Source organism: Dactylosporangium sp. NPDC049140, from assembly GCF_040648435.1.
On sequence record NZ_JBEZDS010000077.1, the window covers coordinates 1 to 21,685 of the forward strand.

The following is a 21,685-nucleotide window of genomic DNA, read 5'->3' on the forward strand; positions in this document are numbered from 1 at the left end:
TTCGCGTTCGCGGAGAACGGCACGTGGCAGCTGGGCAACGCGAAGAAGGCGGGCTTCGAGTACGGGATCATCCCGATCCCGTCGAAGGCCGGCGGTACCGCGCCCGCCCCGACCGGCGGCGAGTTCGTCACCGCACCGGTGCAGAAGGAGACCGGACGGTACACCACGACGAAGAAGCTCGTCGAATGCCTGACGGACACCCAGAACTCGCTGGCGACCGCCACGACCCTGTCGTACATCGCGCCCACGACGGCGGTGCAGGACCAGCAGGTGGCCGCCAACGCTGAGCTCAAGGTGTGGGTCGAGGCGGTCAAGGCGGCCAAGGGCCGCACGAGCGACAACCTCGGCACGAAGTACCCGAAGATCTCCGAGCCGATGTGGACCGCGGTCCAGGCGGCGCTGAGCGGATCGAAGTCGCCGGCCGACGCCCTCGGCGCCGCCGCGGCCGCCAAGTAGCCGTGCGCCACTCGTCCCGGCCGTGGGTGGCGTGGGCGTTCGTCGCCCCGGTCGTGGTGTACCTGGCCGCGTTCTACGCCTATCCGCTGTACCGCAACCTCGACCTGAGCCTGCGCCACTACACGGTCCGCTCGTTCGTACAGGGCGACGCGCCGTTCAGCGGCCTGGACAACTACCGCGCCGTGGTCGGCGACCCCACGTTCGGGCCGGCGGTCTGGCACACGGCCGTGTTCACCGTCGCGTCGCTGGCCGCCCAGTTCGCGATCGGGCTGGCCCTGGCCGTGTTCTTCACCCGGCACTTCCCGCTCGCCGCGACCCTGCGGGCCCTGTTCCTCGTACCGTGGCTGCTGCCGCTGATCGTCTCGGCCTCGACGTGGTCGTGGATGCTCAACAGCGACTCCGGCATCGTCAACACGGTCCTGGGTCACGCGGGGCTCGGGCCGGTCAACTGGCTCACCTCGCCGGACTGGGCGCTGGTCTCCGTGACCGTCGCCAACATCTGGATCGGCATCCCCTTCAACCTCGTCGTGCTCTACAGCGGCCTGCAGGCCATCCCGGGCGAGATCTACGAGGCCGCGGCGCTGGACGGCGCCACCGGCCGGCAGCAGTTCTGGCGCATCACGTTCCCGCTGCTGCGGCCGGTCTCGGCGATCACGCTGCTGCTCGGGCTCATCTACACGCTCAAGGTCTTCGACATCATCTGGATCATGACGAAGGGCGGCCCGGCCGACGCGTCCACCACCCTGGCGACGTGGTCGTACCGGCTCGGCTTCGGCAACCTCCTGCCGCAGTTCGGCCCCGGCGCCGCCGCCGGCAACCTGCTCGTCATCGCGGCCATGGTCTTCGGCCTGCTCTACATCAGGACGCAGCGATGAGAATCAGGACGCAGCGATGAGAATCAGGACCGTCATCGGCGTGCTGCTCACCGCCGTCATGCTGTTCCCCGTCTACTGGATGCTCAACGTGTCCCTGACCCGGGACACCGACATGCGCGACGACCCGCCGCACCTGTTCCCGCTGCACGGCACCCTCGAGGGGTACCGCGCCGTCCTCGACCAGCAGCTGCCGTACCTCGGGACCAGCCTGCTCGTCGGGCTCGGCACCGTCGGGCTGACCGTGCTGCTGGCCGCCCCGGCCGGGTACAGCCTCGCCAAGCTGCGGCCGCGCGGCGGGGGAGTGCTCAGCTTCGCGTTCCTGATCGCGCAGATGATCCCCGGGATCATCATGGCGATGGGCTTCTACGCCATCTACCTAAACCTCGGTGTGCTGAACTCCTGGCCCGGCCTCATCCTGGCCGACTCGACCCTCGCGGTGCCGTTCGCGGTGCTGGTGTTCACCGCCTTCATGTCCGGCATCCCCGACGAGCTGCTGCAGGCGGCCCGGACCGACGGGGCGGGTGCGCTGCGCACGTTCACCGCGATCGTCCTGCCGGTCAGCCGCAACGCCGTCGTCACCGTGTCGCTGTTCGCCTTCCTGTGGGCGTGGTCGGACTTCGTGTTCGCCAGCACGCTCGACAGCGGCGGGGCCCTGCGCCCGATCACGCTCGGCATCTACCACTACATCGGCAACAACAACCAGCAATGGAACGCCATCATGGCCACCGCCGTGGTCGCGTCCGTTCCGGCCACCGTCCTGCTCGTCGCCGCGCAGCGCTTCGTCGCCACCGGCGTCACCGCGGGCGCGGTAAAGGACTGATCCGCGAAATGAGAGCCACCGCATGACCGTCGAGTTCCCGATCCGCGACATCCCGTTCAGCCACCAGGGCTCCTGGTTCGGCATCTCGCCGGTCATCGCCGAGGGCACCGTCGCCGGCGATCTGCACCTCGTCTCCCACCAGACCGGCCTGCACCCGGTCCTGCGGTTCGTGCCGATGGTGGCCGGGGCCCGGGTCGCGGCCGCGGTCACCGCCACCCCGGCCGTCCTGGCCTGGTCGCACGACGGCGGCCGGATCGAGCTCGCCTACGAGAAGCCGGACACGATCCGGCTCCGCGGCGCGGGCCTCGACCTGGCCGTGCTCGCCACCGAGGCCACCCTGACCCCGTTCAGCGGCACGTACTGCTACCGCGACCCCGTCGACGGCGCCGTCGTCTTCACCGACTACGGCACCGGCCGCCGGTACCGCATCACGGTGCTCGCCGGCGCCGCCGCCGGCCACGGCCTGCAGGCCCTCGCCACCGCCGAGCGCGGCATCGTCCTCGCGGCGGGCGACGAGCCGTGGGAGATCGCGGTCGAGGAGTACGCCAGCGGGCGCGCGCCGTATCGGGCGCAGGTCGGCTTCGACGAGGCCGTCAAGGCCGCCGACGCGCAGTTCACGGCGTTCGCCGACCTGGTGGCGCCGTGGCGCGACGAGCGCACCCCGGCCGCCGGGCTCGCCGCGTACGTCATCTGGTCGGCCACCGTCGCCCCGGCCGGCTTCCTCACCCGGCCGGCGGTGCTGATGTCGAAGCACTGGATGGACAAGGTGTGGAGCTGGGACCACTGCTTCAACGCCCTGGCCCTCGCGCCCGGCCACCCGGAGCTGGCCCGGGACCAGTTCCTGCTCCCGTTCGACCACCAGGACGAGGCCGGCGGCCTGCCCGACTCGGTCGCCCACTCCGAGGTGCTCTACAACTTCGTGAAGCCGCCCATCCACGGCTGGGCCCTGGCCCGCCTCCGCCTGCCGGCGCCGGACACCTTCGCGCACCTGGCCCGCTGGACGGAGTTCTGGCTCACCGCGCGCCGGGCCCCCGGCGAGGAGCTGCCGCACTACCAGCACGGCAACGACAGCGGCTGGGACAACGCGACCCTCTTCGACGCGGGCCGGGTGGTGCAGACCGCCGACCTCGCCGCATTCCTCATCCTGCAGGCCCGCGAACTCGCCGCCCTCGCCGGCGAGCTCGGACTCGACGCCGGCGCCTGGACCGACCGGGCCGACCGGCTCCGCACGGCGCTGCTGGACCAGCTGTGGACCGGTGAGCGGTTCGTCGCGCGAAGCCCGGAGACCGGCGACACCTGGAGTACCGACAGCCTGCTCTTCCTGATGCCGATCGTCCTCGGCGACGAGCTGCCCACCGCGATCCGCGACACCCTGGCCGAGGGGGTCCGCGCGCACCTCACCGAGCACGGCCTTGCCACCGAACGGCCCACCTCCGGGCTCTACGAGTCCGACGGCTACTGGCGCGGCCCGATCTGGGCGCCGTCCACCGTCCTGATCGAGGACGGCCTCCGGCGCTCCGGATACGCCGAGCTGGCCGACGACATCAGCGCCCGCTTCCGGGCCCTGTGCGAACGGTCCGGCTTCGCCGAGAACTTCGACGCACACACGGGGGCCGGCCTGCGCGACCGGGCCTACACCTGGACCGCGAGCGCCTACCTCATCCTTGCCGGCGCCCACATCGAGCGCCGCCGAACGTAGGGAGTGCACCGCCATGCATCTCAGACGCACCGTCCTCACCGCCGTCCTCGCCGCCGCCGCGGCGCTGACGGTGGTGACCCCCGCCCACGCCGCCGACGAGTCGATAAGCGTCAACTACTCGGTCGCCGGCGGCAGCCCCACCTACCGGGCGTCCGGCTGGATCTACGGCATGACCGAGGACGCGTCCGGCCCCGCCGACCACTTCTACCGCGACGTCAAGTTCCGGGCGATGCGCGCCGGCGGGGCCCAGCTCGACCAGCCCGGCGGCTGGGTCTCGGGCCGGTACGACCGGCGCTGGAACGCCACCCGCGCCCAGATCCTGCGCACGAACGCCCTCGGCGGCACGTTCGTGCTGCTGGCCCACGACCTGTGGGGCGCCGACGGCTACCCCATCAGCCGCTTCCCCGGCGACAACGGCGACTGGACCGACTACAACAACTTCCTCACCCGTGTCATCGCCGACGTGAAGGCCACCGGTGTCACCGTCGAGTGGGACATCTGGAACGAGCCGAACCTCGGGCTGTTCTGGAACCGGCCCCAGTCCCAGTACTTCGAGCTGTGGCGGCGCACCTACCAGCGCCTGCGCGCCGAGCTGCCCGGCACCCTCGTCGTCGGCCCGAGCTTCGCCGGCGTGCCCTCGACATCCGGCTGGTGGGTCCAGTACCTCGACAACGTCAAGGCCGGCAACGTCGTGCCGGACATCTTCAGCTGGCACAGCCTGCCCGGCGACCCGGTCGCCAACGTCGCCACCGCCGACACGACGCTCGCCGCGCGCGGAATCGCCCACCCGCGCCCCTACCAGATCAACGAGTACGGCGCCCCCGACGAGCAGAACCCCGGCGACGGCGCCTGGTACATCGCCCGGCTCGAACGCGCCGGCGCCGACGGGCTGCGCGCCAACTGGGCCAGCACCGGCAACCTGCACAACGACCTCGCCAGCCTGCTGGTGCGCAACAGCGCCGGGCAGCACCTGCCCAAGGGCGAGTGGTGGGTGTACCGGTACTACGCCGCCCAGACCGGCCTGATCGCCTCGACCACCCCGAGCCCCGCCTACGACGCGTTCGCCACCAAGGCCACCGGCGCGGCCAAGGTCCTGGTCGGCGGCGGCGGCACGACCGGCAACGTCGCCGTGAACCTGCAGCGCCTCGACACCACCACCGGCATCGTGCAGAACAACCAGGTCCGGGTCGTCGTGCAGCGCATCCCCTTCAACAGCGGCGGCGCCGTGGCCGGGCCGACGACGATCCAGAACACGGTCGTCACGCTGTCCGGCAACGCCGCCACCGTCAACCTGCCGCACACCAACGCCGACGACACCTTCACCATCACCGTCCTGCCGCCGTCGGACGGCAGCTTCCAGACCGTCGCCGTCGCCCAGCACTCCCAGCAGTGCCTGGACGACACGAACCTGTCGACCACCGACGGCACCCAGCAGCAGCAGTTCTACTGCGAGGGCGGCAACCAGCAGCAGTGGAGCTTCCGCCCGGTGACCGGCGTCGCCGACACCTACACCGCGGTGAACCAGCAGTCCGGCAAGTGCCTCGACGTCAGCGGCGCCGCCACCGCCGACGGGGCCGCCGTCCAGCAGTGGACCTGCAACGGCGGGCTGAACCAGCAGTTCACGCTGCGGAAGGTGACCTACGCCGGGAACGACGCGCACGACTTCCAGCTCGTCGCCCGGCACAGCGGCAAGTGCGTCGACGTCAGCACCGTCTCCACCGCCGCCCACGCGCTGATCCACCAGTGGACCTGCAACCCCGCCGGGCAGGGCAGCCCGCTCAACCAGACCTGGCGCCTGCTGGGCCGGTAACCGCCGGACAACGCCGGGCCGCATCCTTCGGGAGCGGTCCGGCACTTTCCATTGTACGGGCCGCACAACCCCTACGAATCGCCCTGAATGCCGATTTCCGCCGCTCCCGCCCGGCCTACGCTGCAGTGTGTCCGACGTCAGAACGCAGGAGATCGCCGCCGAACAGCACATCGTCGACCGGGTGTACGAGCGGCTCGAGGGCATGCGCGAGCAGGCGGCCGCGCTCGCCCGGGAGGGGTACACCCGCGCCTCCGGGAGCACGCTGACCGGACTGGTCGAGCGCGACGCGATGGTGCTGCGCGCCGCCGCGCAGATGCGGGCCCTCGACGCCGAGGAGGAGGGGCTCGTCTTCGGGCGCCTGGACTTCGACGACGGGGAGACCTTCCGCATCGGCCGCCTCGGCGTCCGGGACGGCATCGAACCGCTGCTCATCGACTGGCGTGCGCCGGCCGCCGCCCCGTTCTACCGGGCCACCTCCGGCCAGCCGCTCGGGGTCGTGCGCCGCCGCGTCATCATCTGCCGCGGGCGGCACGTGCTCGAGCTCGACGACGACGTGCTGACCCCGGAGCGGGCCGGCGACCTGCGCGTGCTCGGCGAGGGCGCGCTGCTCGCGGCCCTGCGCCGCTCCCGGGGCCCGCACATGCGCGACATCGTCACCACCATCCAGCAGGAGCAGGACCGCGCGATCCGCGCTCCGGCCCGCGGCGTCACGCTCATCACCGGCGGCCCCGGCACCGGCAAGACCCAGGTCGCGCTGCACCGGGCGGCGTTCCTGCTGTACACCGACCGCGGCCGCCTCACCGACGGGCGCATCCTCGTGGTGGGCCCGTCGACCGTGTTCACCACGTACATCGGCCGGGTCCTGCCGTCGCTCGGCGAGGACAGCGTCCACCTGCGCGCGATCGGCGAGCTCGTCGACGGCGTGACCGCGACCCGCCGCGACCCCGCCGCGCTGGCCGGCATCAAGGGCGCCGACCGGATGCGGGACGTCCTGACGGAGCTCATGTGGCAGACGCCCCCGGCGGCCCCGAGCCGACTGCGCCTGGTGTACGCCGGGCAGGTCCTCACCCTCGACGCCGCCGGCCTGCGCGAGGTACGCCGCCGGGTCCGCGACGACGGCCGGCCCAACGCCGCCCGCCCGCGAGCCGCCCGGGCCCTGCTCGACGCGCTGTGGGCCGGGGTCGACGGCGCCCACCTCGACCGCGACCTGTTCACGGAGGAGGTCCGCGACCGCGGCGAGTTCGTGCGCTTCCTGCACGCGTGGTGGCCGCCGCTGACCCCCGCGTCGGTGCTGCCCTGGCTCGCCGAGCCCGAGCGGGTCGTCGGCCTCGACCCCGCCGACGCCGAGCTGCTGTCGGCGTCGTACCGCGGGCGGCCCGGCGACTGGTCGGTGGACGACGTCCCGCTCCTGGACGAGCTGGCCGGCCTGCTCGGCGAGCCCCCGGCGCCGCCGAAGGCCCCCGAGCCCGAGTGGCGCCTGCGGGAGCTCGGCGCCGGCCCCCGCCTCGTCTCCACGTTCGTGCTGAGCTGCGGCCTGCGCGACGGCTGGGAGCTGTACGCCCCCGGCCTGCTCACCCCCATGGCGCAGGCCGGCCAGTCGATCGACAACGACCAGGTCGGCGCGGCCCAGCGCTGGGCCGAGGCCGTCATCCGGCGCGAGGGCCACCGGGTCGTCGGCTGGACGGACGGCTTCGACCCGAACGGCGAGGAGGGCTACGTCCCGCGCCTGGCCGAGCCCCTCCTCCCGGACCCGCCGGCCGACGACACCCCGGCCGTGGACCCGTACCTGCACGTGATCCTCGACGAGGCCCAGGACCTCTCGCCGATGGAGTGCCGGATGATCGCGCGCCGCGCCGAGTACGCGTCGATGACCGTGGTCGGCGACCTCGGCCAGGCGACCCACCCGCTCGCGGTGGCGGCGTGGCCGGACCTGCTCGCCCGCCTCGACAAGCGCGAGGTGCGCACGCTGGACCTGCCGACCGGCTACCGGGTGCCGCAGACGATCGCCGACTACGCGGCGCGCGCGCTGGCCGCGGGGATCGAGCCGACGCGCTCGTACCGCCCGGGCGGCACCTTGTCCGTGCGCCGCGTCGACGACCTGGCGGCCGCGGTCACCTCGGCGCTGGACGAGGCCCCGGAGGGCGCGACGGTCGCGGTCATCGCCGCCGACGCGCTCGCCCCGGCGCTGCCCGGGCCCGTGGTTCCCGTGAGCCTCGTGAAGGGGCTCGAGTACGACCACGTGATCCTGGTCGAGCCGGCGGCGATCGTGGACGCGGAGCCGCGCGGCCTGAACCGGCTGTACGTCGCGCTGACCCGCGCCGTGGCCGCCCTCGTCGTGCTGCACCAGGATCCGCTGCCGCCGGCCCTCGCGCTGCGGGAGCCTCAGGGCTGAAGGTTCTCCAGGTCCGCGAGGAGGCCGGGGTGGGTGGGCCGCCACCCGAGGACCTCGCGGGTGCGGGCGCTGGAGGCCGGCTGGTCCATGGCGAAGATCGGGCCGAACGGGCCGAAGTTCTCCTGCGGTACCGCCGCGACCGGCAGTCCCAGCCGCCGGCCGATGACGGCCGCGATGTCGCGTACCGCGTCGCCCTCGTCGGCGACGGCGTGCCACACCGTCCCGGCGGGGGCCGACTCGAGGGCGAGCCGGAAGAGGACGGCGGCGTCGCGCGCGTGCACGGCGGGCCAGCGCTGGGCGCCGTCGCCGGGGTAGCCGGCCACGCCGGTGCGGCGCGCCTGGTCGGTCAGCAGGCCGGCGAACCCGCCCCGGCCATCGTTGTGGACGGTGCGCGGCATGCGCACGGCCGTGCCGCGCACCCCGGCGGCGGCCAGCTCCAGCAGCGCGTTCACCGAACGGCCGCGGCCGCCCACCGGCCCGTCGGTCGGGGCGGGGTCGGCCTCGGTCGACGGGCGCCCCGGCACCCAGGGCGTGCCCGAGACCGCGACGATCGGGCGGTCGCTGCCGAGCAGCTCCGCCCCCAGCGCGGCGAGGGCGGCGCTCTCCTCGGCGATCGACCGGGCGAGGGCCTCGGCGGTGCTGTAGTCGGCGCCGAACGCCAGGCTGATCACACCCTCGGACCGGGCGGCGCCGGCCCGCAGGACGTCGAGGTCGGCCAGCTCCCCGCGCAGCACCTGGGCGCCGGCGCCGGTCAGGGCCTGCGCGGACTTGTCCGACCGGGCCAGCGCGAGAACGGTGTGACCGCCGGCGAGCAGCTCGGCGACGACGGCGGAGCCGATGGTACCGGTACCACCGGTGACGAAGACGTGCATGGAACGCTCCTGAAGTGACGAGACCATTGTCCCATCACCATACACGCCGACGGGACATTGGTCCCATCACCTATGATGGTCCGCATGGCCCGATGGCAACCGGAGACGACCCAGCGACTCGTGGTCGCGGCCGTCGACCTGTTCACCGAGCAGGGCTACGACGCCACCACGGTCGCCCAGATCGCCGAGCGCGCCGGCGTCACCAAGAGCACCTTCTTCCGCCATTTCGCCGACAAGCGCGAGCTCCTGGTCGCCGGCCAGGAGACCCTGAGCCGGCTGCTCGCCGAGGGGATCGCCGAGGCCCCCGCGAGCGCCAGCCCGCTGGAGGCGGTCGGGGCCGGGCTCGAGCGCGCGTCGAACGCCATGGGGCCGGCCAACCGCGAGCTCGGCCCCCGCCTGAAGGCGGCCGTGGCGGCCAGCACCGAGCTGCAGGAGCGCGACGCCCTCAAGAGCGTGGGTCTCGCCGCGGCCATGAGCGCCGCGCTCATCGCTCGCGGCGTGCCCGACCCGACCGCGCAGCTGGCCGCCGAGATGGGGGTCCTCGCCTTCAAGCGCGGCTACGCCCACTGGTCCGAGGGCGATCGCGACGACGCCGGGGGGCTCGCGCCGCATGCGCTGGCCGCACTACAGGACCTGCGCACGGCAACCGCGGCGCTGGGCTGATCTCGCGAGCCGTCGACGGGAAGTTCCGGTCCGCGACGGGCGTACCGCCCGCAATGCCGGCGACCCGGCAGCGGCACGGGTACTTCTGGGCCGGGCGCTGGACTTGGGGCGAGGGTCGCCGTATGCCGACGTCCGGCAGGGGCGGGTCATCGCCGCCGCCGCGGACCGGCTCACCGAGGAACGCCTTCTCGCGGTCGAGGACCGCGTCGGGCTCGACCTGGAGCTGGGCCGCTACGGGGAGCTGATCGCCGAGCTGCGTGCCCTGGTGGCGGCGAACCCGTACCGCGAGGTCCTCATCGGGCACCTGATGCTGGCCCTGTACCGCTCCGAGCGGCGGGGCGAGGCCTTCGACGCCTTCCGCCAGGCGCGCAAGCTGTTGGTCGACCAGCTGGGCGTGGAGCCAGGGCCCGCCCTGCAGCAGCTGCATCAGTCCATGCTGCGCGGTGAGGGCCTGGGCCGGTCGCCGGCCGTCGTTCCCACCGTGTCCCCGGAGCCGAGACCTGAGCAGGCCGCCGGCGCGCCCGTACCCCAGATGCTGCCGCACCCGATCGCGGACTTCGCCGGACGTCGGGCTGAGCTGGCGGCGTTGGACCGGCTGCTGCCGGCGGGCAGCGCGCCCCACATGGCTCCGCTGATCATCTCGGCGATTTCCGGAACCGCCGGCGGGGCAAGACCGCGCTGGCCCTGCACTGGGCGCATGGGATCGCCCACCGGTTTCCTGATGGCCAGCTGTACCTCAACCTGCAGGGCTACTCCACCGGCGGCCCGATGTGCCCGATCCAGGCCCTGGCCGGCCTGTTGCGCATGCTCGGCGTGGCACCGGAGAGGGTCCCGGTGGACGAGGCCGAGGCGGCGGCGCTGTACCGGTCCACTGTGGCCGGTCGACGGGTCCTGGTGCTGCTGGACAACGCTCGTTCGGCCGAACAGGTGCGGCCGCTGCTGCCGGGCAGTCCCGGCTGTCTCGTCCTGATCACCAGCCGGCACTCGTTGAATGGGCCGGTCGCCTTCGAGGGCGCCCGCCGGGTCGGCCTGGACGTGCTGGAGCCGGATGAGGCCGATCAGCTGCTGTGTCAGCTGGTGGGCGAGGCGCGGGTGCGGGCCGAGCCGGAGGCGGGCGCCCAGTTGGCCAGGCTCTGCGCGTACCTGCCGTTGGCGCTGCGAGTGGCTGGGGCCAGCCTGTCCGACCAGCCGGACCGCTCGATCGCCCGGTACGTGGCGGACCTCACCGATCGCGGTCCACTGTCCACACTTGCCGTGGATGATGACGAGGCCCCGGTCCGGTTCGCCTTCGACCTGTCCTACCGGGAGGAATCCGAGGCCAACCGGCGGGTCTTCCGGCTGCTCGGTCTTGTTCCGGGCCCCGACGTCATGCCGCCGGCCCTGGCGGCCATAGCGGCGATCCCGCTGGCGGAGGCGGAACGGGCCCTGGCCCGGCTGGCCTCGGTGCATCTGTTGCAGCGCACGGGCGCCCAGCGGTTCAGCTTCCATGACCTGCTGCGGTCCTACGCCCGGGAGCGCGCCTACGCCGAGGAACCCGACCACGACGATGCGCTGCGGCGGTTGTTCGACTGGTACCTCGTGGAGGTCGACGCGGCGGCACGGATGATGTACCCGAACGTGCTGCGCGTGTGGACGCCGGACCGGGAGGCACCCGGGTCGGGCGTCGGGTTCGATGACGCCGAGGCCGCGTCCCGCTGGCTGGACGCCGAACGGTACAACCTCTTCGCGGCAATATTCTACAGTGGCCAGAACGGCCCTCCTGAGGTCTGCTGGCTACTGGCCGATGCGTTACGGGGCTACCTGGCCCAACGTGTGCACCTGGCTGACTGGTTCGCCATCGCGACCGTGGCGTTCTCGAGTGCCCAGGCGATGGGCAACAGCCGCAGCCGGGCATCGGCCCATCTCAGCCTGGCCCATGCGCACTACGTTAACGGCGCCTACCAGCGTTCGAAGGAGGAACTGCAGTCGGCCCTCACGCTCAGCCTGGAATGCGGCTGGCTCGAATACCAGGCCACCTGCCTGGGCAATCTTGGCGCGGTGTTGTCGGACCTCGGCCACCTGAGCGAAGCCATAGCGACCGACGAAGAGGCCATCGCGCTGGGAGACCGGGTCGGCGTTCCCGTCGGCGGGGTGGCGCGGGCGAACCACGCCTACGCCAACATCCAAATGGGCCGGCCCCACGCGGCGCGGGAGTACCTCCGCATGGCGCAGCAGGGCGGGGCCGAGATGAGGTTCACCGTAAACGCGGGGGTCTTTGACAATCTCGCAATGGCCAACCACGTCCTCGGCGAGGACCGAGCTGCGGTCGACCATCTCCGCATGGCCATCGCAATGAAGCTGCGGACCGCAGACACCCGTGGTGTGAGCCGTTCCCGAGCCCATATGGCCGTGGTACACCACGACGCGGGACGCGCGGCCGAGGCGAGACAGAGCGCCGAGGATTCGCTGCAGCTCGCCCGGGAGAGCGGAGAAGTTCGGGCGAGGGCGGCCATGCTGGCCGTTCTGGGCGCCCACCATCTGGCTCAGCGTGACCTCGTCCGAGCCGGCGAGCTGAACGAGGAGGCCATCGAGGTGGCCCGCTCGAACGGGCTGCGGCTGATTGAGACGCAGGCCCTCATCGGCCTGGGGGCGGTGAAGCTGGCCGGGGGCGACCCGGCGCGCGGTCACTCGTATGCGTTGTCCGCACTGGACCAGGCCGCCGCGTTCCGCATGGGCCTGCTGGGGGTGGGGCGCTCACGCTCCTGGCCATTGTCGAGCTGACCCGCGGCGACCGGGCCAAGGCCGAACAGTATGCGCGGCGGGCCCTCGACCGGCGCCGGAGCATGGACCACCGACTGGGCACGGAGCAGTCCCGCCGCATCCTGACAGACGTGCTACGGGGGACCGTTGGCAACGGCGTGATCCACCTCCTCATCGGCGTCCTCTGACCACCCGGCGGCGGTCCGGTCTGCTGGTCGAAGTACCGCGTCCAGGAGGACGCCCCGCCCCACGACGACCCGACCGGTGACTACTACGTCGTCGACGTGGAGTCGAGATGGACCTATGTGGACGACGTGGGCGGCAGTGTTCGTGGTTACCCGGCCCCGGCAAGCTGGTCGATCGCATCAACCAGAAAGGCGATCGACAATGTGTTCGACGCGACGGACTCTACGACCACGGCTGGTGTTGGAGGCTGCACCCCGGAAATTTCCGTCGGAGTCAACATTGGAATTTGGTCGGTATCAACGCCAGGGCTTGTTCAAGTTTCCGAACGGTCCAGATGGCCCCTGATGCCCAGGATCGGGAGGGCTCGTTCGGGTTGTTCGGCGATGGCTCTGGTGGTCTTGGCGATGTTGGTCATCCCGAGGATCTTGAGGGCGCCGATGGCGAGGTTGCGGAAGGCGGCCATGGCGCGGGGTGCGGAGCCCGCGTGGACGATTGAGGCGTCTTCACCGAAGGTGACGTCCCTGATGTGATGGGACGAGTTCTCTATGGCCCAATGGCCCCTTGTCCAGGCGGCGAGTTCGGCCGGGGTCGCCTGGTGGGCGTCGAGGCTGGTGACGGCGTAAACGGTCTCGCGGGTCTCCTTCTTCCCGGTTTCCTTGCGGCGGCGGTGGACGCGAATGGCTAGCTTCGCGTCAGGGAAGGCGATACCGCCGAGATTGTCTGCGACGGACATGGTTTTGATCGAGCGGGACTCGGTCCTGCCATGCCCGCGTCCGGAGGCGGTGTGCTGGATGGGGACCTGGTTCCAGGGCAGGGCGCTGATCTGGCCGTGGGCGGTCGGCTGGTTCAACTTGACGACCGCAATGTAGTGCGCTTTCTTGGTCTTCACCAGCCAGCATGCGTGTTCCTGGACGGTGTGGAGGGCGTCGAATGTGATCACGGCGCCGACCAGGTCGAGCGGCGCGAGCAGCGGCTTGAAGTGCTTGGTCTCGCCCGTCTTCGATCCGACTTCGACCTGGGCGATGGTGACCGGGATGCCTTGGGTGAGCGCCGAGAGTAGGTGGCGGTGCTTCCGGCCGGTTCGGGCTGATCCCTTGAGCGCCTTGCCGTCGACCGCGATGACCCGCCGCGGCCACGGGCGGTCGTCGTTATCGACCTCGGTGCGATGGCGGTCGGCCAGGTAAGCGCCGATTGCTCGGTCGAGCGCGTCGCCATCGATGCGTTCGAGTACGCGGCCGATCGTGGCCCGGGACGGGGAAGTGCGCCAGCGGAGCAGGTGGCGGCGGAGTCCGATGGCCTCCAGAATCTCGGTGCCAGCTCGGGCTGCCCATTCGGCGAGTTCGTCGATGCTCTTGGCGCCGGAGACGGTCGCGCAGGCGCAGACGAGCAGGATCGTGGTCAGGGAGTACCAGCGGCCCCGCCGGGAGCGGGGATCGGGCACCAAGTCGAGGTAGGGGCGCAGGTCGGCGATCCTGCTGGTGTCTAGGGGGCCCAGGTTCGCGAGCACGGCAGGGATCGGAGAGGTTGCAGGAGTAGACACAAGATGCTTTCCCAGGCGCTTTCCGTTTTTCGGGGGCGGACACGTTGAACTGGTGGGACTTGTTTGGATTCGGGTGGTGTCGGCTGTGAGTCCGACACGGAGTGCGAGAGCGGCCATCGATGCGATGGCCGCTCTGTCGTGGTCCTGGCGTTGTCGGGTTCGGTGTCAGTCGTCGATGGCCTGGTAGAGAGTGGTCCAGAAGTCGTGCATGACCCGCGCCGAGTCCGGGGTGGACATGCCGACTTGGGTGCAGAGGATGCCGACGAGATCGTTGGCGGGGTCGGCGTAGGCGGTGGTGCCGGCGCCGCCGTCCCAGCCGAACTGGCCGAGGGGGGCGTAGTCGGTGCGGTGGACGCGCACGGACATGCCGAAGCCCCAGCCGCCGTGCTGCCCGGTGCCGTAGGAGAGGTGGGCGATGCTGTTCGCCCAGGCGTCGCGGGCGGCCTGTTGCCCTGGGGTGAGGCGGTTGGTGGTCATCAGCTCGACGGCGGGTTTGGAGAGGATGCGCTCGCCGCCGTGCTTCCCGCCGTCCAGCAGCATCCGGAAGTAGGCGTGGTAGTCGTCGACGGTGGAGTCGAGTCCGCCGCCGCCTGAAGCGAATGCGGGTGGCTTGCTGTGGTGTCCGCCTTCGGCCGGGTCCTCGACGAGGAATTCGCCGGTCTCGGGGTGCGGGGCGTACAGGGGCGGGAGGCGGTGGATCTTGTCGCCTGGCACATGGAAGCCGGTGTCGTGCATGCCGAGCGGCTCGAGGACCCGCTCGCGCAGGAAGTCCTCGAACGGCCGGCCGGTGACGCGGGCGACCAGGATGCCGAGGAGGTCGTCGCCGAGGTTGTACAGCCACCGCTCGCCGGGCTGGTACATCAGCGGCAGGGTGGCGAGGCGGCGCAGCCACTCGTCCGGGTCGGGTTCGGGCAGGAGCCACCCGTCTGCCTGGCCGTAGACGCCGCGCTCGAAGAACGCGGCCATCATCGGGGCGGTCCGGGCGGTCATGTCCAGGCCGAGACCGAGAGTGGAGGTGAGCACGTCGCGGACGTTGATCGGCCGGAACGCCGGCACGGTCTCGTCCAGCGGGCCGTCCGGTGCCTTGAGGACTTGGCGGTCGGCCAGTTCGGGGAGCCACTGGTCGATCGGGTCGTGCAGGCGGAGCCGGCACTCGTCGAGCAGGACCATCGCTGCGGAGGCCGCGACCGGTTTGGTGGTGGAGGCCATGCGGAATATCGTGTCGCGGCGCATGGGGGCGCCGCCGTCGTGGCGCATCGTTCCGATCGCCTCGACGTGGGTCTGGCCGCCGCGGCTGACTAGGGCGACGAGGCCGGGGATCTTCCCGGAGTCGACATGCCGGGCCAGGACGTCGTGCAGTTTGGTCAGTCCCGATGCGGTGAAGCCGTTGTTGCCGTTCATGGTGGGTTTCCTTGCTTGCGTGGTGGTCTGAGAGTGGTTAGTGGAGTCAGAGGCTGCGAGCGGTGATGTCGCCGTGGCCGGTGGTCGCGCGGATGGTCAGGGCGGCCGCGGCGCCTTCGGTGTTCTTCAACGCGTTGGTGATGCGGCCGTGGCCGGTGCCTGCGTCGAGGGTGGCGGAGACGCCGGGGGCGGCGGCGACGGTCACGTTCCCCGTCTGGGTGCTGAGCACGAGCGTGCCCGGGTCAGCCTCGGCGACATCGACATCGCCGTGCTGCGTGCTGATCTCGCCGGAGCCTGTGAGGCGGCCGACCGTGACGTCGCCGCCGAGGGCCGCCAGGCGGAGGTTCGCGGCCTCGTCGATCTTGACCGCGCCGTGGACGCCATCGCAGTCGACCTTCCCGAAGCGCCCGACACCCCGGAATTCGGCGCCGCCGGACTTCACTGCGATGTCCGAGCCGGACGGCACCTGAACGGTCAGCTCGACGGTGCCGGAGGGGCCGAGGATCTGGTTGCCCTGCAATGTGGTCTTGACGCGCAGGACGCCGTCCTTGAACTCGACCGCGGTCTGCTCGGCGGCCTTAACGTCTCGGCTCTTGTACGCCTTGGCGGGCAGGACCTCGACGGTGGTGTCGGACCGGTCTGCGGCGATGACCTGGATGCGCCCGGCGGGGACCTCGATGACGGCGGCGATCGGGGCGGCGGTTTCGAACTTCTGCATGGCGTGCTCCTCGTGCACTCGTTGTTTCCGATGTGAAAAACGCTACGTTGCGTTCCCTTATCTGGCAACAAAGAGTTCGCGATAACTCCGTAAAACAGCAGGTCGGAGGCGTAACTTCGTTGCGACGGATGTAAACCTAACGCAACGAGGCGGAGGGTTCGTTGCGTTGGATAGAAATCGAACGCTAAGATGGCGGTACCAGTGAAGCGCGGAGGGAGACACGGTGTCGGGGAGCAGACTGACCCAGCAGGAGCGGCAGCAGATCGCGCGCGGGCTGGCCGACGACCTCCCGTACGCGGAGATCGCACGGCGTCTCGACCGTCCTACCTCGACGGTCACCCGCGACGTGATGCGCAACGGCGGACCCGGCGGCTACCGCGCAGATCTGGCCCACCTCGCCACCGAGCGCCGTGCTCGCCAACCCAAGCGCACCACGCCCCGACAGCAGGCGGCCCCGGCTTCGGACTTCGGCAGGGACGATGCGGCCGTGCGCGAGTACGAGGAGACGTTCACCGGTCTCCTGATGCACCAAGGCATGCCCAAGATGACGGCTCGGGTACTGACGTGCCTCTTCATCGCGGACTCGGGCAGCGTCACCGCCGCCGAACTCGTCCAGCGCCTCGGGATCAGCCCGGCGACCGTCTCCAAGTCGGTCGCGTCCCTCGAGAGCCAGGGCCTGATCGCCCGAGTGCGCGACGAGCGCCGCCGCGAACGCTACTTCGTCGACGACGACGTCTGGTACGAGTCCACACTCACCAGCGCCCGCGGCATGGTCCAGGTCGCCGAGGTCGCGCGGCAGGGCGTCACCGTCCTCGGTCGCGACAGCCCGGCCGGCAACCGCCTGGAGAACATGGCCCGCTTCAGCGACCACATCAGCGAGAGCATCCTCCGCGCCGCAGAACAGGTCCGCGAGCTCCTCCACACCAAACCCGCAACGACCACCGAGGACAACACCTCCGACGACTGATCAGGCGCCGGACATGTCAGCACTCACCAAACCGGAATCGAGCACCTACCGGACCCATCGGGAACTTGAACAAGCCCTGTATCAACGCCGATTCAATACTGCGGCTCTCGTAGGGCTCTGCAACGAACCAGCAAGCAAACCGATGGGGCGAGCTGGCACTATCCGGCCGCCGGCGAGCTCGCCCACGTCGAGACGGCATTCACCGAGAAAGTGGTCAACGGTGAAAATCCTTCGATCGACGTGACCTTCACTGTGCCGCAATACTGCGTGCACTACGTCGATTCAACCGGCCAAACTTCCGTAATCGATGATAGTTACACGATCTACATGGGCGACAGCGGCTGCCTCTGCGACGGACCGCCTCCGGCCGGTGGCGGTAGCGACGGCGGAGCAACACCGAACCGGGCCGCGACGGCGGACTACAACGGTGACAATTTCTCCGATCTGGCCCTGTACCGCCAGGACTGCACAAACGGATCGTCGTGGTGGGTCATGAGCGGGGCCACCCGCAATCAATTCGTCGGCGGCAGCAGGTACGGCGGCTGCAACGACATCCCCGCACCGGGCGACTACGACGGCGACGGTAAGACCGATCTGGCCCTGTACCGGCACGACTGCACCAACGGCTCGTCCTGGTGGGTCAAGAGCACGGGAACCGGCAACCCTATCTACGGCGGAACCAAGTTCGGCGGCTGCAACGACATTCCGGCACCCGGCGATTTCGACAACGACGGATACACCGATCTTGCGTTGTACCGGCAGGACTGCACCAATGGCTCAACGTGGTGGATCAAAAGCACCCACACCGGAACCCAGCTGTACGGCGGAACCCGGTACGGCGGCTGCCATGACATTCCCGCAATGGGGAGCTGACCCCGTCGTCGTGCTCGGGCGTGGCTGGACCATCGTCGCTGTATGGGATCGATCTGGAGCGGCGGCGGAATGACGCAGCCCGGTCCCGCGGTCGCCGACCGCGGGACCGGGCTCGTGCTGCCCTGCAGGACCTGCGCACGGCAACGGCGGCGCTGGGCTGATCGCGAAAGCCGGGCCCGTTGGGACGATGACGTTCCGGCTGCGGATCGGCCAGCATGGGGGCCGTGCTGGGCCTTGGGGATACGTACGTCGAGGCGGCCGGGCTGTTCGTGGCGGCGGCCGGGCTCGGGGTCGCGGCGTACTGGGCGGTCGCCCGGCGCCGTTCGGCCCGGCTCCGCCCGGCCCGGCTCCGCCCGGCCGGGCCCGTGACGGTCCAGGTGCGCGACAGCGCCGGCGTCTACATCGGCGACCACGGGCGCCAGCAGAACTTCTTCCGGGTCGACGTGCCCGCGGCGATGTGGGCGTCGCTGGTGACGCTCGTCGCCTCGGTGCTGGCCGTGGGCGCGGGGTGGCTGTACCTCGGCTGGTTCAAGCCGAGCTTCGCGCCGAACTACCGCACCCAGTTCCTCGTCGACACGGCCGAGACCACCGACCGGGCCGACCTCGGCGCGGTCACCACCGCGCTCAGCAAGGCGGTCGGCAACTCCGGCGACCACGACGCCCTCGCGCTGCGCCGCTTCGGCGGTGAATGCGGGGCGACGAACAACACGACGAGCCTGACCGGCTTCGGCACCGGCGACCGGCGGCCGCTCGTGACCGCGGCGAGCGGCCTGCGCGCCGGGGGCAAGCCCACGCTGGTGCGGGGCATCGTGGAGGCGGTCGAGGACTTCTCGAAGCCGCTCGGCGGTAAGGCCCGGCAGGTCGACCGGATCATCGTCGTGACCCGGCACGGCGCCGACGCGTGCGACGACGACACGGCGTACGTGGAGCGGGAGATCCGGGAGCGGGTCGGGGCGGCCGGGCTGGCGCTGGAGTTCCGGGTCATCGGCTACCAGGTGCCGGACGGCCAGCACGCCGAGCTGGAGCAGATCACGACCGCGGTCAAGGCCCCGCCGCCCGTCTACGCCGCGAACGCGGCCGACCTGGAGCGGGCCGTGGACTGGTACTCCAATGTGGAGCCGGTCCTGCACGGCGCCGCCGCGATCGTCGACACCCTGAACGCCACCGTGACGAACGTCAACACGGCCGTGGACGCCGTCGTGAACGGCCGCCTCGACGTCGCCGACGCCACGCTCGCCCAGGCGAAACGGGCGGCCGACGACACCGGGGCCCAGTTCGCGGACCTGACCGACCGGGTGAAGACCGCTGACGCCCGTGAGGTACACGACCGGGCCGTGCGGCTGCGGGAGCAACAGCAGCGCGTCGTCGCCGCGGCGTCCGAGCTGCTCGCGACCGCCCGGGCCGGATCGCCGCTCGAGCCGCCGGTGCAACGGTTCCGGCTCGTCGCGGCCGACTACAACAGCGAGGTCAACGCCCTGAACCAGGTGCTGGCCGCGCTGCGCGCGAAGCTGACGGCCGGCCCGTGAACGCGGCCCGGGCGCGGCGCCGGCCGCTCGTCGTGCAGCTCGTGGTGCTCGCCGTGGCTCTGGTCATCGGCGCGGCCGACCTCGTCGTCATCTTCGGGATGCCCGCCTACCGCACCGAGCTGCTCGTGGACGCCTCCCAGGACGGCGGCGACTTCATGGCGATCGCCGACGCCGTCGGCGCGGCGGCCCAGAACGCGGCCGACGGCGACTCGCTGTCCCTGCGGCGGTACGGCGGCGCGTGCGGCGACGGGCACAACACCGCCGCGGTCGTCGGCCCCGGCACCGGACACGGCGGCCCGATCGGCGCGGCGGTGCACGCCCTGAAACCGTCGGGGCGCCCCACGCTGCAGAGCGGCCTCCTGGCCGCGATCGGCGACTTCGCGGGCTACTACCCGTTGCGGGGCGAGCGGCAGAACCGCATCATCGTGGTGACCTCCCACGGCGCCGAGGCCTGCGCGGCCGACCGGGCCGCGGTGAGCCGGGCCGCCGCCGAGGCCGGCGTGCGGCTCGACTTCCGCTTCGTGGGCTACAAGGTCCCGAAGGACGAGCAGCCGTCGTACGCCCAGCTCGCCGCCGCGACCGGCGCGCCGGCCCCGAAGTTCGTGACCACCGCGGGGGAGCTCGACACGACGCTGAAGGAGCTCACGGTCCCCAGGTCGCCCGAGGCGCAGCACGTCGTGGTCCCGAGCCCGTCGCCGTCGGCACCGCTGGCCGACGGCGAGCACTACGTGTACATCAAGGGGATCGACGTGCCCCGGCGCCGGATCACGGTCGACGAGTTCGAGTACTACACCCACGAGCAGGCGAAGGCCGAGGAGCAGAAGGACGGTCTCGGCCCGGACTACGACGACGACGGGTACTACTCGCGCAACCCCGACAAGAAGACGGTCGACGTCGACGTGGCCCCCGACCTCCGGATCGCCCTCAACTGGCTCGACGGTTCCGCGGGGGACCCGCAGCACAACCGGAACGTCAGCCTGGACGAGCTGTCCGCCATCTTCGCCCGGCAGTCGATGGCGCCGCAGGAGTACTTCAGGCTCACCATGGCGGGCGGCCGTGTCACCGTGCTGCAGGAGATCTGGCGGCCCTGAAGTGTCCCGCCATGCGGACGCACCGGTGGCGTAACCGGCGTACGGCGGCCGATCCCCGCAGCTCAGTGCGCTGCTTGTGGTGCCCGGGGTGGCGCAATCCCGTACCGCTTCCCATCAATCCTATCGGCTTAGTAGTGTCTGGCCCGTGAACACGGTCATCGATGCGCACCGGCGGCGGGCGGATCGCGCTCGCCAGGTCGCCGACGTGCTGCGCCATCAGGTGCTGGGCGGGGCGTATCCGGACGGGGCGCTGCCCCGCGAGGAGCAGCTGAGCCGGGACTTCGACGCGTCGCGCAACACCGTGCGCGACGCGCTCGCGCTGCTCGTGGCCGAGGGCCTCGTCGAGCGGGTCCCCGGCGTCGGCACGACGGTGGTCACGGGGAAGTACCCGCACGGCCTGCACCGGCTCATGGGCCTGGCCGAGACGCTGCGCGACCACGGGGAGATCACCAACGAGGTGCGCGCCGTGGCGATCGTGCGGCCCCCGGCGGCCGTGGCGCGGCGGCTGGGCCTCGACGGCGGCGACCGGGTGGTCTACGTCGAGCGGGTCCGGCACCTCTGCGGGCTGCCGCTGTCGCTGGACCTGACCTACCTCGCCCACGACATCGGCGAGCCGCTGCTCGGCGCCGATCTCGGCCACCGCGACATCTTCGGGCTCATCGAGGAGCTCGCCGGGCAGCCGCTGGGGGCCGCGGAGATCTCCCTGGAGGCGGTCAACGCCGACCCGCACACCGCCGCACTGCTGGAAACCACGGACCGGGCGGCACTGCTCATGGTCGAGCGGCTGACCCGCCTCGCCGACGGGCGCCCGGTCGACCTGGAGTGGATCCGCTTCCGCGGCGACCGGATCACGATGCGGGGCGAACTGCGCCGCACCGGCAGCGAATAGGAGCGCCATGCCGATCGTCAACCAGCGCGTCGACGTGCCCGTCACGATCGACCCGGACCGGTGCCTCGACGGATGCACGCTGTGCGTGGACGTCTGCCCGCTGGACTCCCTCGCCATCGACCCCGAGACCGGCAGGGCCTAACTACGACACCGGCGCGCCGATCACCG

At 71.3% G+C, this 21,685-nt stretch carries 18 protein-coding genes and 1 pseudogene; 15 read left to right on the forward strand and 4 right to left on the reverse strand.

Going from position 1 to position 21,685, the window contains the following annotated elements; all coding sequences use genetic code 11:
* The 6 genes from AB0B76_RS54890 to AB0B76_RS54915 form a co-directional block, all read left to right on the forward strand.
* Positions 1-456, forward strand: a 456-nt coding sequence (locus AB0B76_RS54890; RefSeq protein WP_360393146.1) for an extracellular solute-binding protein, incomplete at its 5' end; no start/stop codon positions are given.
* Positions 457-458: 2 nt separating this feature from the next.
* Positions 459-1,331: a sugar ABC transporter permease gene (locus AB0B76_RS54895; protein ID WP_360393149.1), complete on the forward strand. Its 873-nt coding sequence runs from the start codon at positions 459-461 to the stop codon at positions 1,329-1,331.
* 16 nt (positions 1,332-1,347) lie between these two features.
* The gene (locus AB0B76_RS54900) at positions 1,348-2,151 is read left to right on the forward strand and encodes a carbohydrate ABC transporter permease (protein ID WP_360393152.1); all 804 of its coding nucleotides are present in this window, start codon (positions 1,348-1,350) and stop codon (positions 2,149-2,151) included.
* Positions 2,152-2,173: 22 nt separating this feature from the next.
* Positions 2,174-3,850 (forward strand): trehalase family glycosidase, encoded by a 1,677-nt coding sequence (locus AB0B76_RS54905; RefSeq protein WP_360393155.1) that lies wholly within the window; start codon positions 2,174-2,176, stop codon positions 3,848-3,850.
* Between the two features lie 13 nt (positions 3,851-3,863).
* Positions 3,864-5,660: an RICIN domain-containing protein gene (locus AB0B76_RS54910; protein WP_360393158.1), complete on the forward strand. Its 1,797-nt coding sequence runs from the start codon at positions 3,864-3,866 to the stop codon at positions 5,658-5,660.
* A 127-nt stretch (positions 5,661-5,787) separates the two neighbouring features.
* On the forward strand, positions 5,788-8,052 hold the full coding sequence (locus AB0B76_RS54915) for an ATP-binding domain-containing protein (protein WP_360393162.1): 2,265 nt from the start codon (positions 5,788-5,790) through the stop codon (positions 8,050-8,052).
* On the opposite strand, the gene AB0B76_RS54920 is transcribed toward AB0B76_RS54915, so the two are convergent.
* Positions 8,043-8,924: an SDR family oxidoreductase gene (locus AB0B76_RS54920; protein WP_360393165.1), complete on the reverse strand. Its 882-nt coding sequence runs from the start codon at positions 8,922-8,924 to the stop codon at positions 8,043-8,045. The two genes, AB0B76_RS54915 and AB0B76_RS54920, sit on opposite strands and share 10 nt — an antisense overlap.
* A gap of 84 nt (positions 8,925-9,008) precedes the next feature.
* Between AB0B76_RS54920 and AB0B76_RS54925 the strand changes: the two genes are divergently transcribed.
* From AB0B76_RS54925 to AB0B76_RS54935, 3 genes and pseudogenes are all read left to right on the forward strand, one after another.
* Complete coding sequence (locus AB0B76_RS54925; protein ID WP_360393168.1) at positions 9,009-9,587, forward strand: helix-turn-helix domain-containing protein; 579 nt, start codon at positions 9,009-9,011, stop codon at positions 9,585-9,587.
* Positions 9,535-10,014: pseudogene (locus tag AB0B76_RS54930) on the forward strand (AfsR/SARP family transcriptional regulator); the annotation flags it as partial. The gene AB0B76_RS54925 and the pseudogene AB0B76_RS54930, both read left to right, overlap by 53 nt.
* Positions 10,015-10,355: 341 nt before the next feature.
* A complete protein-coding gene (locus tag AB0B76_RS54935; RefSeq protein WP_360393171.1) occupies positions 10,356-12,347 on the forward strand; it encodes an NB-ARC domain-containing protein in 1,992 nt (663 codons plus the stop codon).
* Positions 12,348-12,825: 478 nt separating this feature from the next.
* On the opposite strand, the gene AB0B76_RS54940 is transcribed toward AB0B76_RS54935, so the two are convergent.
* The 3 genes from AB0B76_RS54940 to AB0B76_RS54950 all read right to left on the reverse strand — a co-directional run bounded on the left by AB0B76_RS54940 (position 12,826) and on the right by AB0B76_RS54950 (position 16,171).
* On the reverse strand, positions 12,826-14,019 hold the full coding sequence (locus AB0B76_RS54940) for an ISAs1 family transposase (protein ID WP_360393174.1): 1,194 nt from the start codon (positions 14,017-14,019) through the stop codon (positions 12,826-12,828).
* Between the two features lie 198 nt (positions 14,020-14,217).
* Positions 14,218-15,453, reverse strand: coding sequence for a serine hydrolase domain-containing protein (locus AB0B76_RS54945; RefSeq protein WP_360393177.1), 1,236 nt, complete (start codon positions 15,451-15,453; stop codon positions 14,218-14,220).
* 46 nt (positions 15,454-15,499) lie between these two features.
* On the reverse strand, positions 15,500-16,171 hold the full coding sequence (locus tag AB0B76_RS54950) for a DUF4097 family beta strand repeat-containing protein (protein WP_360393180.1): 672 nt from the start codon (positions 16,169-16,171) through the stop codon (positions 15,500-15,502).
* A 223-nt stretch (positions 16,172-16,394) separates the two neighbouring features.
* Here AB0B76_RS54950 and AB0B76_RS54955 point away from each other — a divergent pair, with 223 nt between their 5' ends.
* The 6 genes from AB0B76_RS54955 (at position 16,395) to AB0B76_RS54980 (ending at position 21,659) form a co-directional block, all read left to right on the forward strand.
* Complete coding sequence (locus tag AB0B76_RS54955; protein ID WP_360393183.1) at positions 16,395-17,138, forward strand: helix-turn-helix domain-containing protein; 744 nt, start codon at positions 16,395-16,397, stop codon at positions 17,136-17,138.
* A 210-nt stretch (positions 17,139-17,348) separates the two neighbouring features.
* Positions 17,349-18,011: a VCBS repeat-containing protein gene (locus AB0B76_RS54960; RefSeq protein ID WP_360393186.1), complete on the forward strand. Its 663-nt coding sequence runs from the start codon at positions 17,349-17,351 to the stop codon at positions 18,009-18,011.
* Between the two features lie 224 nt (positions 18,012-18,235).
* Positions 18,236-19,537: a hypothetical protein gene (locus tag AB0B76_RS54965; RefSeq protein ID WP_360393189.1), complete on the forward strand. Its 1,302-nt coding sequence runs from the start codon at positions 18,236-18,238 to the stop codon at positions 19,535-19,537.
* Positions 19,534-20,628, forward strand: a complete 1,095-nt coding sequence (locus tag AB0B76_RS54970; protein WP_360393192.1) for a hypothetical protein — start codon at positions 19,534-19,536, stop codon at positions 20,626-20,628. The genes AB0B76_RS54965 and AB0B76_RS54970 overlap by 4 nt, the downstream gene beginning before the upstream one ends.
* Positions 20,629-20,773: 145 nt before the next feature.
* On the forward strand, positions 20,774-21,517 hold the full coding sequence (locus AB0B76_RS54975; protein WP_360393195.1) for a GntR family transcriptional regulator: 744 nt from the start codon (positions 20,774-20,776) through the stop codon (positions 21,515-21,517).
* 7 nt (positions 21,518-21,524) lie between these two features.
* Positions 21,525-21,659, forward strand: a complete 135-nt coding sequence (locus AB0B76_RS54980) for a hypothetical protein (RefSeq protein ID WP_360393198.1) — start codon at positions 21,525-21,527, stop codon at positions 21,657-21,659.
* Positions 21,660-21,685 lie beyond the last annotated feature (26 nt).

Bases quoted from the DNA above. Each gene is read 5' to 3' on its own strand.
- AB0B76_RS54900 (WP_360393152.1), top strand. From the start codon at position 1,348: ATGAGAATCAGGACCGTCATCGGCGTGCTGCTCACCGCCGTCATGCTG.
- AB0B76_RS54950 (WP_360393180.1), bottom strand. From the start codon at position 16,171: ATGCAGAAGTTCGAAACCGCCGCCCCGATCGCCGCCGTCATCGAGGTC.
- AB0B76_RS54980 (WP_360393198.1), top strand. From the start codon at position 21,525: ATGCCGATCGTCAACCAGCGCGTCGACGTGCCCGTCACGATCGACCCG.
- AB0B76_RS54920 (WP_360393165.1), bottom strand. From the start codon at position 8,924: ATGCACGTCTTCGTCACCGGTGGTACCGGTACCATCGGCTCCGCCGTC.
- AB0B76_RS54910 (WP_360393158.1), top strand. From the start codon at position 3,864: ATGCATCTCAGACGCACCGTCCTCACCGCCGTCCTCGCCGCCGCCGCG.
- AB0B76_RS54945 (WP_360393177.1), bottom strand. From the start codon at position 15,453: ATGAACGGCAACAACGGCTTCACCGCATCGGGACTGACCAAACTGCAC.
- AB0B76_RS54925 (WP_360393168.1), top strand. From the start codon at position 9,009: ATGGCCCGATGGCAACCGGAGACGACCCAGCGACTCGTGGTCGCGGCC.
- AB0B76_RS54935 (WP_360393171.1), top strand. From the start codon at position 10,356: ATGTGCCCGATCCAGGCCCTGGCCGGCCTGTTGCGCATGCTCGGCGTG.
- AB0B76_RS54905 (WP_360393155.1), top strand. From the start codon at position 2,174: ATGACCGTCGAGTTCCCGATCCGCGACATCCCGTTCAGCCACCAGGGC.